At 73.0% G+C, this 13134-nt stretch carries 13 protein-coding genes; 6 read left to right on the top strand and 7 right to left on the bottom strand.

Features of this window, described 5'->3' with window-relative positions; translation table 11 throughout:
* Positions 1 to 67: 67 nt before the first annotated feature.
* The gene (locus ACQPXD_RS44230; protein WP_432829075.1) at positions 68 to 886 is read left to right on the top strand and encodes a helix-turn-helix domain-containing protein; all 819 of its coding nucleotides are present in this window, start codon (positions 68 to 70) and stop codon (positions 884 to 886) included.
* A gap of 81 nt (positions 887 to 967) precedes the next feature.
* Here ACQPXD_RS44230 and ACQPXD_RS44225 read toward each other — a convergent pair whose 3' ends face one another.
* The 7 genes from ACQPXD_RS44225 to ACQPXD_RS44195 form a co-directional block, all read right to left on the bottom strand.
* A complete protein-coding gene (locus tag ACQPXD_RS44225; protein WP_432829073.1) occupies positions 968 to 1561 on the bottom strand; it encodes an HD domain-containing protein in 594 nt (197 codons plus the stop codon).
* On the bottom strand, positions 1558 to 2208 hold the full coding sequence (locus tag ACQPXD_RS44220; protein WP_432829071.1) for a 4'-phosphopantetheinyl transferase family protein: 651 nt from the start codon (positions 2206 to 2208) through the stop codon (positions 1558 to 1560). Before ACQPXD_RS44220 ends, ACQPXD_RS44225 begins: the two co-directional genes overlap by 4 nt.
* 10 nt (positions 2209 to 2218) lie before the next feature.
* Positions 2219 to 2815 carry a hypothetical protein gene (locus tag ACQPXD_RS44215; protein WP_432829069.1) on the bottom strand — a complete coding sequence of 199 codons (597 nt, stop codon included), beginning with the start codon at positions 2813 to 2815 and terminating at the stop codon, positions 2219 to 2221.
* Positions 2816 to 3121: 306 nt separating this feature from the next.
* Entirely contained in the window at positions 3122 to 4174 is a 1053-nt protein-coding gene (locus ACQPXD_RS44210; protein WP_432824726.1) for an IS110 family transposase, read from the bottom strand.
* Between the two features lie 705 nt (positions 4175 to 4879).
* On the bottom strand, positions 4880 to 5497 hold the full coding sequence (locus ACQPXD_RS44205) for an FMN-binding negative transcriptional regulator (protein WP_432829067.1): 618 nt from the start codon (positions 5495 to 5497) through the stop codon (positions 4880 to 4882).
* Positions 5498 to 5542: 45 nt separating this feature from the next.
* Entirely contained in the window at positions 5543 to 6955 is a 1413-nt protein-coding gene (locus ACQPXD_RS44200; RefSeq protein ID WP_432829065.1) for an FAD-dependent oxidoreductase, read from the bottom strand.
* The gene (locus ACQPXD_RS44195; RefSeq protein ID WP_432829063.1) at positions 6952 to 8100 is read right to left on the bottom strand and encodes a polysaccharide pyruvyl transferase family protein; all 1149 of its coding nucleotides are present in this window, start codon (positions 8098 to 8100) and stop codon (positions 6952 to 6954) included. Before ACQPXD_RS44195 ends, ACQPXD_RS44200 begins: the two co-directional genes overlap by 4 nt.
* Before the next feature lie 77 nt (positions 8101 to 8177).
* Here ACQPXD_RS44195 and ACQPXD_RS44190 point away from each other — a divergent pair, with 77 nt between their 5' ends.
* From ACQPXD_RS44190 to ACQPXD_RS44170, 5 genes are all read left to right on the top strand, one after another.
* On the top strand, positions 8178 to 9194 hold the full coding sequence (locus ACQPXD_RS44190; RefSeq protein WP_432829061.1) for a potassium channel family protein: 1017 nt from the start codon (positions 8178 to 8180) through the stop codon (positions 9192 to 9194).
* 36 nt (positions 9195 to 9230) lie between these two features.
* Entirely contained in the window at positions 9231 to 9752 is a 522-nt protein-coding gene (locus ACQPXD_RS44185; protein WP_432829060.1) for a hypothetical protein, read from the top strand.
* Positions 9753 to 10994: 1242 nt separating this feature from the next.
* On the top strand, positions 10995 to 11543 hold the full coding sequence (locus ACQPXD_RS44180; RefSeq protein WP_432829058.1) for a sigma-70 family RNA polymerase sigma factor: 549 nt from the start codon (positions 10995 to 10997) through the stop codon (positions 11541 to 11543).
* 49 nt (positions 11544 to 11592) lie between these two features.
* Complete coding sequence (locus ACQPXD_RS44175; RefSeq protein WP_432829056.1) at positions 11593 to 12012, top strand: hypothetical protein; 420 nt, start codon at positions 11593 to 11595, stop codon at positions 12010 to 12012.
* On the top strand, positions 12009 to 13004 hold the full coding sequence (locus tag ACQPXD_RS44170) for a hypothetical protein (protein ID WP_432829054.1): 996 nt from the start codon (positions 12009 to 12011) through the stop codon (positions 13002 to 13004). The genes ACQPXD_RS44175 and ACQPXD_RS44170 overlap by 4 nt, the downstream gene beginning before the upstream one ends.
* Positions 13005 to 13134: the final 130 nt, after the last annotated feature.

The raw sequence follows: 13134 nt of genomic DNA, 5'->3' as shown, positions 1-13134 counted from the left end.
AGGCCGCGTTGTTCCGGGGAGAAAAAGGGCCACCCCACCGCCGGTGACCAGGGATTACCGTTGTCCCATGGACAACGCCCTCGGTGACTTCCTCCGGGCCCGCCGGGAGCTGGTCACACCCGCCGAGGTGGGCCTGCCACCCGGCAACGGCCCGCGCCGCGTGCCCGGGCTGCGCCGCGAGGAAGTGGCCATGCTCGCCGGCATCAGCATCGACTACTACCTGCGCCTCGAACGCGGCCGCGACCGCAGCCCGTCCGCCCAGGTGATCCACGCGCTCGCCGAGGTGCTCCAGCTCGACCCGGAAGGCACGGCGTACCTGATGGCCCTCGCCGGCCGCCGGTCCCGCCGCCACCCCATCCGGCCTCAGGACGCCGTGCCGGCCGGCCTCGACCTGCTGCTGAACACGATCAACGTGCCCGGAGTCGTGTGCGACAAGTACGGCGACGTGCTCGCCGCCAACCGGCTCGCCCGCGAGCTCTCGCCGGACCTGGTGCCCGGCGTCAACCGGCTACGGTCGCTGTTCGTCGACGTGACCTTCCGCGCCTACCACCCCGACTGGGAACGGTCCACGGCCGGTGCCGTCGCCCATCTCCGCGCCCAGATCGGCACCGACACCGACGACGAGCGCCTGCACGCCCTGATCGGCGAGCTGTCGCTCAAGAGCGACCGGTTCCGGCAGCTGTGGGCCCGCCACGACGTGCACGCGGCGCGCAGCGGCAACATCATCCTGATCCGGCATCCCCGCGTCGGCGACCTGGAGCTGCTCGTCGAGAAGTTCACCATGGCGAGCCCCGCGGGCCTGGAGACACTCCTGCTCCACGCCGAGCCCGGCACGCGCTCCGCCGAGGCCCTGGCCTCGCTGGCCGCACGCATCGCCGCGGACTGAGCCCCGCGCGCCTGACGCGGTTTTGTCATACCTGTGCGGTACGGTGGCCTCATGGTTAGAACGGATGTTCTAGATCATGGATTAGGTGCCGACCGGGAATCGGGCCTGGAAGGCGAGCCGTTCGTCCGCGTCCCCGGCGATGCGGGTCAGCTCGTCGTCGAGCCGCATGAAGACCGCCCAGACCGGCTCCCCGGTGGCCCCGGCGATGACCTGGGCGACCTGCTCCTCCAGGCCGGCCTCGCGCCGCCCCTTCCAGACCTTGTCGGCGAGCGTGACGAGCAGCTCCTCCAGGGTCGCCCCGTCCCGCTCCCAGCGCCCGTGCAGCGCGGCGAAGCGCGCGAGCCGCTCCTCGACGCCGAGGGAGCGCAGCAGGGCCTCCCCGGCCGCCTCGTGCTCTGTGCCGGCCCCGGAGAGTTCCCCGGGGAAGCGGACCTTGCCGATGTCGTGAGTCGCCGCCCCGAAGAGCACGGCCTCCCGATCGACGCGCAGCTCCCGATCGACGCGCAGCTCCCGCTCGATCCAGTCGACGAGCTCTACGGCCACGTGGTGCACGGCCCGCAGATGGGCACCGAGCCGCGGCGGCGCGTCCACAGCCCGCAACAGCCCGACGGCCGCCTCCGGCAGCGGCCGTAGCCCTGGCTCGGCAAATGCTCGCTCCAGCAGGTTCGCTGTCACGCGGTCACGTAGCCGGCGCTGCGGACCAAGGCGGGTGCGACGTGGAAGCGTCCCCGGAAGACCTCGGGCGTGCCGGGCGGCGATTTTGCCAGGCGGTCCCGGGAGATGCGCGCCTCGAATTCGCCGGCCGCCACGTCGAGGGTGAGCCGCGCATCGTGGAAGTCGAGCCAGGTGCCGACGATCGGCGACCAGAGCTTGTAGACGACCTCCTTGGCCGAGAAGTGCACGGCCGGCCACCAGTCCTCGTCCGGGCGCTGCGCGCACCAGGCCAGCTCCTCGGGCAGGCAGATCGTGTCCCGCACGTTGTGCGGGAGGATGGTCCGCGACTCGGCGTCGATCCCGACCGCCCGCACCTCGGCCCGCAGCCCGACGGCCGCCGCGCAGTAGCCGGCGGTGTGCGTGATGCTGCCGGTGGTCCCCTCGGGCCAGGCCGGCGCCCGGCTCTGCGTGGTCGGGACGGGCCGGCCGTGCACCCCGAGCCGCCCCAGCGCCCGCCGCGCACACGCCCGCCCGGCCTTGAACTCCCGGCGCCGGCTCTCCACGGCCCGCTCGCTCAGCCCGGCCGCCTCATCGGGCAGCAACTCGGCGATGTAGTCGTCTTCGGCGGCAACCTCCACCGCCACCCACTCCGGCAACAGCTCCCGCACGCCAGTGACTCTAGCCCGCCCCAGCGCCATGCGTCGATCTTGTGTCCGGCCGGCCGAGGCAGAGACCGCCCGCGACGGCGCCGGCCAGGGTGGTCAGGACGACGGCGCCGCCCCGCAGTTCGGGGGACCAGATGATGCCGATGGAGAGTTCGACGCCGATGAGGTGCGTCAGCCAGACGAGCAGCGGAATCAGGGCGCCGGCGGCCACCGGCAGCAGGCGCGGGCCCGCCGCCGCCAGCCACCGCAGGGCGGCGTCGGCCACGACCGCGCCGGCCAGCGGCCAGAGCTGGGCCGGCAGGTGCTCGAAGTCGTTGAATACGTCGTTGGGGACCGAGGCCGCCGCCACGACCGCGGTGACGATGCCACCCGGCAGGCGCCCGAGCCGCGTCCAGACGAACAGCACCGCGCCGACGACCAGCGCCGTGAAGGCGAAGTATTCGCCCACTCCCAGGATCTGGCCGTCCTCGCTGCCGTATGCGCCGGCCGGAGCGTCGATGAACGGCGAGAGGTAGTCGAGGAAGAACGCCGCCACGGCCGTCGCGGACAGGGCGCTGACGAGCACCGGCACGTCCCGGAATGCGGCGGTCGCGGTGGCACGCTCGGCCACGGCGTCCGCTTCCCGGACGGGCCTGTTGCCGGGGCCGCCCTTGGCGGCCGCTTCCCGCGTCGGCCCGCCCGCGTCGGCCCGCCCGCGTCGGCCCGCCCGCGTCGGCCCGCTCGGCTCGGCCGGCTCGGCTCGGCCGGCTCGGCTCGGCCGGCTCGGCTCGGCCGGCTCGGCTCGGCCGGCTCGGCTCGGCCGGCTCGGCTCGGCCGGCTCGGCTCGGCCGGCTCGGCCGGCTCGGCCCGTTCCGGCCGGCCTTGGCCCGTTCCGCCAAGGGCGGATGTATGTCTCCGTGATCTGTGAAGGGTTTTGTCAAGCGTCGACGGCGTTGGCTTCCAGGAAGCGGTAGAGCTGGCGGATGGCGTAGCGTTTGAGGCATCGAAGGATTTCTTTGTTGGAGAGGCCTTCGGTGGTGCGGCGGGTGATGTAGTCGCTGGTTGGTGGGTGTTTCATCCGCCGGCGGGCGGTGACGATGGTGTGCAGGGCGGTGTTGAGGGCGCGGTCACCGCCGCGGTTGAGCCGGTGCCGGACGACCCGGCCGGAGCTGGCTGGTAGGGGGCTGATCCCGCCGATCGCGGCGAACGCGGCCTCGCTGTGGATACGGCCGTGGTGGGACCAGACGGTGAGCAGGGTCGCGGCGGTGACCGGGCCGACGCCGGGCTGGTCGAGCAGGCCGGGACAGGCCTGCTTGACCAGCCCGGCGAGCTGTTTCTCGGCCGCGGCGATGGCCCGGTCCAGCTCGGCGATGGTGGCCGCGGCCCGGCGCAGGGCCTGCAGCCGGACCCGGGTCTCCAGGTCGGCGGCCGGGTCGTCGGGCAGGCCCGCCACGGCGCGGACCTGCCGGGTGGTAGTCAGCCCGCGCAGCGTCTCGCGCAGCTGCCCGGCGCCGAGCAGCAGCGATTTGAACAGGTTGACCGTGGCGGTGCGCACGTCGGAGTCGTGCCGGCGGGTGACCAGCAGCATCCGCAGCGCCTCCCGCCGGCCGTCGGCGCGGGGTTCGGCGTGCCGGGCGGCGGGGTCCCGCTCCACGGCCTGCGCGGCCAGGGCGGCGTGGGTGGCGTCCATCGGGTCGGACTTGCCCCGCCGCCGGCGGGCCGGCTCGGGTTTCACGGCCTCCACGACCCGGTACCCGGCGGCCTGCAGGTGCCGGGTCAGGCCGTGCCCGTGCGAACGGGTGCCCTCCACCGCCCAGAACATCCGCTGCCCGGCCGGGATCTGCCGCTGCGCCCAGGCCTGCACCTGCGCGTAGCCGGCCGGGGTGGCCGGGACCTCGGTCTGGGCCAGGACCGCACTCACCTCGTCGACCAGGGTCGCGGTGTGGGTGTCGGTGTGCGTGTCGACCCCGACCACCCACGCGGTGGACACAGCCCGGCCGCCCTGCCCGGCGGGCGCTGCCCGGCGACGCCGGCCCCGACGATCTGTCACCATGGTCATTACGGTGGTTCCTTCCATGAGCGCTGCCGTTGCAACGGCGTCGGCCCGGGAACACGGTGCTGACCATGGCACATCTGTGATGAGTCACGTGGTTGAGCACGGACAGGCTTCTGATCAGGCCAAGGGACAGCGAGCTGGGCCGACGCCGGTGACCTTGTCGACACGTCATGCGAAAGACACACCACACGGTGGTCAGATCACGGAAGAGTCATCCAAGATCACCGGCATCGAACCTAGCGGATCACGAACCCCGGGCCCGATCACCTTCCCTATAGAAGCGTCATGATGCCTGCGGTGACCGCACACCGGGTTTGTCATGATCCCGGAGACTTTCGGTACACGGGTGTACATCAGCGCTCCGTGATCATGAAAAACCGTTGGTGTCGACGCCCGGTTGTGCATGATCGCGGAGACTTCCGGTCGTTGCGCCGTGCTGCGCGGCGTGCGGCGCTCGATGGGTCGGACGTGGCCGCCCCGGAGTGTTGGGGCGCGCGGGCCGGCGGGGATGGCGCCCGGCCGTGCCGGTTCCCGGGTGGCGCTGGCCGGTGCGGGGTGTGGGCGGTGCGGGGTGTGGGCGGAGCGGGGTGTGGGCGGAGCGGGCGCCGAGACAGGGTGCCGCGGTGGGCGGCGCGGGCGTCAGGGCTGGAGGCGGCGCAGCAGGTGGGTGCGGGCCTCGGCGTCCAGGGGGCCGGAGCGGTCGGCGAGGTGGGCGGCCAGGTCCTGGCGGTGCTCGGGGGTGCGGTTGCCGCCGTACTTGAACTTGCCCGCCACCGCGGTCACTGTCAGTTCGATGCCGCGGATGCCGGGCAGCTGGCGGTCGTCGGGCAGGATCGGCTCGCGGTCCGTGGTGGGCTGGAACTGGGCGAGCTGGCGCTGCAGGATCGCGGCCTTCTCGGCCGGGTCGTCGACGATGCGGACGTCGCAGGAGAGCTGGACCGACGCATAGTAGGAGGTTGGCACGCCCGCGCGGGGGTCGGTGCCGGGCTTGGCGTTCCAGTCCGACGGGACGTAGACGTAGTCGCCGATCACCGTGAGCAGGGCGCGCGGGTGCTCCTCCAGGGCGGCCCACACCGGGTTGGGGCGGGCCAGGTGCAGCCAGACGGCCGTGTCGCCGTCGAAGGAGAAGTGGGTTGGGACGACGACCGGCAGGTCGCGGGCGCGGCCGGGGGCGATGAGCTGGCCGAAGTCGTGGGCGGCGAGCCACTGCCGCCACTCGGCGTCGTCGGTCGGGGCGTCCCAGGGGTGTACCAGCACGTGCACCAGGGTGCGGCACACACGGTACCGCTGCCAAACCGGCAATCACATCGGCAAGCTTGCGCCCTGTGCCCGCAGGACCCGCTGGACCTGTGCGGCGGGGACCTCTCGCGGTGGCTTGCCGATGCGCGCCGCCAAGGCCGCGCAGACGCCGGCCGCTTGGCCGGTCGCCATCGAGATGGGCATGATGCGGTACGAGCTGTGCGCCACGTGATCGCCGGAGATGCACCGGCCGGCGACCAGCAGGCCGTCGACGTCGCGGGGGAGCAGCGCGCGGAGCGGGATGTCGTAGGAGCGGCCCTGTGGCAGGCGGCGCAGGATCGTGCCGGGGCCGTTGGGGTTGTGGATGTCCACCGGGTAGGCGCCGCGAGCGATCACGTCGTCGAACGAGCGGGCGCTCAGCACGTCCTCGCCGGTCAGCTGGTAGTCGCCGAGAATTCGCCGGGTCTCGCGGACGCCGACCTGCACGCCGCTCTGCAAGACGTACGACTCGGCGAAACCCGGGACCCGGTGCTGGAAGAACCGCGCGATCTGCTCCAGCTGGCGGTGGGTGGTGAGCTCCGCGCGGGTCAGGTCCCACACGCTGATGCCGAGGCCGCCGATGCGGGTCGAGTTGACCGAGACCTCGTCCGGGTGCGGCGTGGCGAAGAACAGGATGTCCTCGCGCGGCAGCTCGAGCTCGCCGGCGTCGCGGGCGGCCCGGATCAGGTCCCACAGGCCGTGCACGCCGCGCCACTGGTCGGGGTGTTCGTGCGCGTACGTCAGGAACGCCTCCCGGTCGACGTTGCCCATGCGGAACATGAGCGTCATCGGCTGGGTCAGCCCGTCGCCGGGGCGGCCGATCTCGTAGGGCGCGCCGGCCGCCGCGGCCAGGTCGCCGTCGCCGGTGCAGTCGACCACGACGTCGGCGTCGAGCACGACCGGGCCGGACTTGGTCTCGAACACGCCGCGCTGGCCGCCCTCGGGCAGGGCGATGAGGTCGGAGGCGAACGAGTGCAGCAGCAGCCGGACGCCGGAGCCGTCCAGCAGCTCGTACGTGGTGAGCTTGAAGACCTCGGGGTCGAACGGCACGGTGTAGCCGGTGCCCAGATCCGGCGCGATGGCGCCCTGCGCGCGGACCAGGCGATCGAGGAGCGTCCACAGCACGCCCGCGACGACCGGCTCGCCCTCCCCATGGTCCGTCGGTAACAGCCGGTTGTCCTCGCCGGCCACGGCCTGCCGGATCTCGTTGTGGAAGCTCATCAGCGGCATGACCAGCGCGGCGGTCGCGTTGCCGCCGAGGAAGCCGTACCGCTCGGCGAGCACCACGTCGGCGCCGGCCGCGGCCGCGCCCATCGCCGCGCCGAAGCCGGCCGGGCCGCCGCCCACGACGAGGACCTCGGTGCGCCCGCCGTTGACGGCGGTTCGTGGCGGCAGTTGTACCGGAGGCAGGCCGCTCGGCCGCTCCAGCCAACTCATGCGGAGACCACGGGTTCGCGGTCGCCGACCGGAACCAGGCGGTCCAGTTGTGCGCCCAGCCGCCGGCCCGTCTCGGTGGCCCGCTGGCGCAGCCCGGCGACCCGCGCGGTGATCTCCTCCTGGCGCTGCGGCCGCTCGTCCCACAGCCGGTCGACCTGCGCGATCAGCGGCCCGGCCGCTTCCCGCACCACCCCCAGCGGCACCGGCGCGCCGATCCGCTGGGCGAAGTCGAAGACTTTTCCGGCGTACGGCAGCGCCAGCAGCGGTACCCCCGAAAGCGCGGCAAAGATCAGGAAGTGCAGTCGCATGCCGACCGCGAGGTCGAGGTGCCGCATCAGATCGAGGATTTGACCCGGGCGGTACTGCCCGTGCAGCACCCGGCAGTGCTCGGCGGCCGTCATCCGGGACAGCACGGCGTGGGAATGGCGGATGTCGGAGCGCTCCATCGGCACGAACAGCAGCGCCGCGTCGAGCCGGTGCACGATGAAGTCCCCGACCTGGGCGAGCAACTGGTGGTACTCGTCGGCGGCCAGGTGCTGCGCGGCCCGGCCCGGCTCGCGCACGCTCATCCCGACCACCCGGCGCCCCGGCGGCAGCGAGTCGCGCAGGATGCCGGCGTCGAACTCCTCCGGCTGCAGCAGCAGGGCCGGGTCGGCGGTCACGGTGACCGGCGCGGTCAGCCCGGCCTCCTCCAGCGCGACCCGTGACTCCTCGTCGCGGACGGTCACCTCGGTCGCCGCGCCGAGCACGTCGCGGACCATCGTGCAGTCGAGTTCCTCGGTGAGCGGTCCGGCGCCCACCGCGTAGGTGAACACCGGCACGCGCTGCTCCTGCGCCATGCGCACGATCCGCAGGTAGCGGCGCGCCTCGGTGTCGTAGAGGATGCCGCCGCCGCCGAGGACCAGCAGGTCGAGGCGGGCCAGCGCCTCGGCGGTACGGTCGCGGCCCATGCCCTCCCAGCGCGTGACGGTGACGCCCGGATGCTCGCGCGCGGTGTGCTGCGGGTCGCGCGAGAACACCAGCACCTCGGCGTCGGGGCGTCTGGCCCTCAGGTCGGACAGCAGGCTGGCGAGGATCGCCTCGTCGCCCAGGTTGTAGCCGCCGTACGAGCCAAGCACGCCCACGCGGGGAGCATGTGGGGTCATGACGAGCCTCCTGTCCGCCGGAGGCCCCCGTCTACCCACCCGGCGAACTGTCACACCCGACCCTTATGGTGGATTTCGTGATCCACCTTCCGGCCGTACGGCGGGGGCCGCTGCGCGCCATCAGCTCCCGCCTTGGCCTCGCCGTGGGGCTGGTGTTCGCCATCGTGGGCGTCATTTTCATTGATCGAGGTGGATATCGCGACGTCAACAACGACGGCCTGTCGCTGCTGGACTGCTTCTACTACGCGGTCGTGACGCTGTCCACGACCGGCTACGGTGACATCACCCCGGTGTCGGAGTCGGCCCGGCTGGTGAACGTGTTGGTCATCACTCCGGCCCGCGTGCTGTTCCTGATCATCCTGGTGGGCACCACCCTCGAAGTCCTGACCGACCAGTACCGCACCAACCTGAGATTGGGACGGTGGAGGAAGCGCGTGAAGAATCACGTCATCGTCTGCGGCTACGGCACCAAGGGCCGTGCGGCCGTCGGCACCCTGCTGGAGAACGGTTTCGAAAAGTCCCAGGTGGTGGTCGTCGAGAGCGACCGCACCGCGCTGCGCCAGGCCACCTCCGACGGCCTGGTCGCGGTCGAGGGTTCGGCGACCCGCTCCGGCGTGCTGATCGAGGCCCGGGTGCAGGACGCCAAGGCGGTCATCATCGCCACCGACAGCGACGACGCGTCGGTCCTGGTCACCCTGACCGTGCGCCAGCTGACCTCGGGCAAGGTGTCGATCATCGCGGCCGCCCGCGAGGCGGAGAACGCTCCGCTGCTGCGCCAGTCCGGCGCCCACCACGTCATCGTCTCCTCGGCGACGGCCGGCCGGCTGCTGGGCCTGTCGACCACCGCGCCGCCGCTCATCGAGGTCGTCGAGGACCTGCTCACCCCCGGCCAGGGCATGGCCCTGGCGATGCGCTCCGCCCGCCGCGACGAGGTCGGCGCGTCACCGCGCGAGCTCACCGAGCTGGTGATCGCCCTGTTCCGCCGCGGCAAGGTGCTCTCCCTGGCCGAGCCCGAGGGCACCACCATCCAGACCGGCGACATGATCGTCTACGTCCGCGACGACCGCGCGGAGTCCCTTCCCGCAATGCCGTAGCGGTCCCGTGTCCGCGGTTGCCGTAGGGTTCCCCGCGTGGCGGCGCGTATCGGTGCAGTGATCGCCGCTGCCGTCGTGCTCGTGCTGGCGCTCGGCACGCCCGCATCGGCACACGGCGGCGCCGCGGTCACCATCCGTTCCGACGGCCGCGGCTCCGTCTGGATCACCGCCCAGTGGCAGGACGGCCACCCCATCAGCGAACCGACGACGGTCACGCTGACCGCTGCCGCGGGCGATGCTTCAATCGCTCCGGCGGTACTCCACCAGACGGGCGACGAGCGCGGCACCCAGACGTACACGGGCACCCTGGCCCCCGGCTCCTGGCACGTCTCGATCGACCTGGGCCCTCCGGTGACCGGCCACTGCCAGGCCCTGATCCAGGTCACCACGGCGTCCGCCACCCCCCTCCCGGCCGAGGTGGCCTGCCTGATCCCCGCCACCGCCCCATCGACCTCAACCTCGGCCGGCGGCAGCCTGACTCCACTGTGGCTGACCTTGGCCGCTCTGGCCGTCGCGGCCGCGGCCATCGCCACCGTCCGCCTGCGCCGCCGAGCCTGATTTTTTGTCGTACCCCTGTTCTAATCTGTCCCCATGCCTGGCCCCCCGACACCGCAAACCTCGACCTGTTCCGTCTCCACGACTCCTGCTGTGGTGCCTTTGTCCGCAGCTGGCGTGGCTTCGTCTGCGGCTTGCGTGGCGGCTTCGTCTGCGGCTTTTGGGGCAGGTTTGTCCGCGGTTTCTCCAGCGGCTGCTGCGGCGGCTTCTGCGGCGGCCGACGCCGCGGAGTGGCAGGCCCGGCTCGATGCGATGCTGGCGGAGCACCGCCGCCGCCACGCCCGCCGCGCGGCGACCCGCGCCGAGTTCGCCGCCGCCCGCCGCCACGGCCTGGAGATGCGCCACGCGGAGCGCCTCGCCCGCCTGGACCGGGAGGCCCGCACGTCCGAGATCACGGCTCACTGGGCCGAGCGCGACGCCCGCCACCGCCACCGAGACGCCCACCGGGCGCCGGCCACAACGCCCCTATCAGCCGGCGCCGCCCGGCGGGCCCCGGCCGCAGCGCCCGCAGCGCAGCGCGACGCCCGGCACCCCCGCAGCCCCCAGCCGGCGGAGATTCCAGCGTCCAGACCTGCGGCGTCGCCAAGCCCGACATCCCCGGCAACATCCCATGACACCGCCAGCCACCGTGCGGAACCGCGGGCGGCGGTCACATCCCGGCGCTCGACCACTTCGTCAGCCCCGATCCGGCCGCCGTCTCCACCGGCCCCACCTCGTGGCGTCCCCGCTGCGGCGCCACCCACTCCGGCCCCCGCCGCCACGCCTGTTCCGGATTCGTCTACCGCTACGCGACCGTCTCCTGCCGGCCCGCCACCTGCTCGTGCCCGGTCCTCTCCAGTCGGGCCGCCCTCTCCTCGTGGCCGGCCGTCTCTTTCCAGCCGGCCGTCTCCTCCCGGCCGGTCGACTGCCGCCGGTCCTCGACTTGCTGGTGTTCCTGCGCGCCGGTTGCCTGGTCGGTCGCCTTTCGTCTACCAGTCGCCGTATGGCTGGTCGTCGCTTTCCGACCGGTCGGCCGCGGCCGGTGCTCGACTTGCTGGTGTTTTTTCGCGGCGGTTGCCTGGTCGGTGGTCCTTCGGCCGCGAGTCGTCGTGTGGCCGGGTCCTGGTCGGCGGTGGCGCGGGTCGGGGCGCGCCGGTGGCGGGGTGGAGTCGCGCGCCTCCGCGGTGAGCGGTGGTGTCGTCGCCATCGCCGCGTCCGGGTGAGGTGGAAGGGAGGTCGTCAGCCCGGGGCGCTAGGCTCGCTGCCGTGACTGGTGAGGCCGACGGCGAGGTTGATGCGGCAACCGCGGCGCTGCTGGCCGCGCGGGCCGGCGACGAGCGGGCTGCGGCCGCCTTCGTGCGGGCCACGCAGGCGGAGGTCTGGCGGTTCGTCGCCGCGCTGGTCGGCGTGGCGCACGCGGACGACGTGACGCAGGATACCTACCTGCGCGCGTTCCGTGCGCTGCCCGAGTTCGCGGGGCGGTCGACGGCGCGCACGTGGGTGCTGGCCATCGCCCGGCGCGCGTGCGCCGACCAGGTGCGGGCGGCCGTGCGCGCGCGGCGGCTGGAGGCGCGGGTCGTGGCCGAGCCGGCGTCGCTGAGCGAGGGCGACCACGCGGGCCTGCACGCCACGAGCGCGCTGGTCGCGGCCCTGCCGGCCGAGCGCCGTGTGGCGTTCGTCCTGACGCAGGTCCTCGGGGTGTCGTACGCCGAGGCCGCCGAGATCGAGGACGTCCCGGTCGGCACCATCCGCTCGCGCGTGGCCCGGGCCCGAGCCGACCTCGTCGCCGCGATCGCCGCCGCCCGCGCCGGATGACCCAGACCTGCCCGGCCCGGACCCGCTCCTCCCGGACCCGCTCGGCCCGTTGGCCCGGCTCGGCTCGGTCCCGCTCGGCCCGTCTGCTCGGCTCGGCCCGGACCAACTCGGCCCGTTCCTCGGCTCGGTCCTGCCCGCCCGGGTCCTGCCCGCCCGGGTCCTGCCCGCCCCGGTTCTGCCCGCCCCGGTCCTGTTCGGCCCGGTCCGGCTCGACTCGGGCCCGGATGGCCTGCTCGGCGCGGTCCTCGGCTCGGGCCTGTTTGGCTCGGTCTCGGACGACCTGGTCCTGTTCGGCTCGGGCCCGGATGGTCTGGTCCCCCTCGGCCCGGGGTTGGATGGCTCGGCCAGCGCGATCGACCCGGCCAACGCTGGACGGGGCCGCGGCGGTGTTGTGTGGGCCGTTCGGGCTGACGCTCGGTCGGTTTGTGCATCGGTGAGGGTGGTGCGGGTCGGGTGGGAGGGGTTGTGAGCGGGCGTATGTGGGGGCGGCTGGGGCTGCGGGTTGGGGCGGTCGTCGCGGCTGGGGTTGCGGGTGTCTTGCTGTATGCGACGCCGGCGGCGGCGCATGGGGCCGATGCGCCGGTTGCCGTGCCGTATGTCGTGCGGGTGTGGTCGGTGTCGGTGCCGGGGGTTGAGGTGCGGGCCGTTGAGGGGGGTGCGCGGCTCGAGCTTGTCAATCGGTCCGGGCGCGAAGTGGTTGTGCTTGGGCTGCAAGGGGAGCCGTTTCTTCGGGTTTCGGCGGATGGGGTTGACGAGAATCGGGAGTCGCCTACCTGGTTTGCCAGTCGGGCGTTGCGTGGGGGTGCTGTGGGAGGGGATGCCGCCGCGGCGGCGGAGTGGCATCGGGTTGCCGGGGTGCCTGTGGTGCGGTGGCATGACGAGCGGGCGCGGGAGCTGCCGGTGCGGGAGTGGAGCGTGCCGTTGCTGGTGGATGGGCTTGAGCCGGGGATTGTGCGGGGGAGCGTTGAGGCGGCCACGGTGCCGCGGACCGGGTGGTGGTGGGCCGGGAGCGTGCTCGGGGCGGTGGTCGTCGGGCTCCTGTGGCGGTGGCGGGCGGTGCTGGGGGTTGTGGCCGTCGTCGGGGGAGTCACGGCAGCCTGGTGGGTTGTCGGGTCGGCCGCGCTGGCGGCCTCGCCGGCCGATGGAGTGGTGGTGCAGCTCCTCGCGCGGGTTTGGGCGCTCGTGGTGGGCGGTGGGGTGGTAGCGGCTGGAGTGCTCTTGTTGTTCAAGAAGGTTGATCTCGTGCTCGGCATCGCGGGGGCCTGTTTGGCGGTCGTGATCGGGATGGGGGATTCCGGGGTGTTTCGGTACGGGACGTTGGCCGGGCCGGCGTGGGGGCGGTGGGCGGTGGCCGTCGCGTTCGCCGTGGGAGTGGGGCTGACCTGTGCCGGGGGCGTGCGGTGGTATCGGGCGGTCGGGCCGAGTGAGGGGGAGAGCGCACAAGGAACGCGGGGCAGTTAAACAAAAACCAACGAGTTCTTTCACGAACGACCGTTTTTCTGCATAATCGGGCATCGATGTTCCTCCGCCAGGAGCAAAGGAGTCCGAGCGCCGTGGACCGTAGGACGTTTGTTGTTCGTGGAGCGGTTGT

Source organism: Dactylosporangium sp. CA-092794 (assembly GCF_050948465.1).
Lineage (GTDB): Bacteria > Actinomycetota > Actinomycetes > Mycobacteriales > Micromonosporaceae > Dactylosporangium.
The sequence above is the reverse complement of the archived record's forward strand: the minus strand, read 5'-3'. Positions and strand labels throughout refer to the sequence as shown.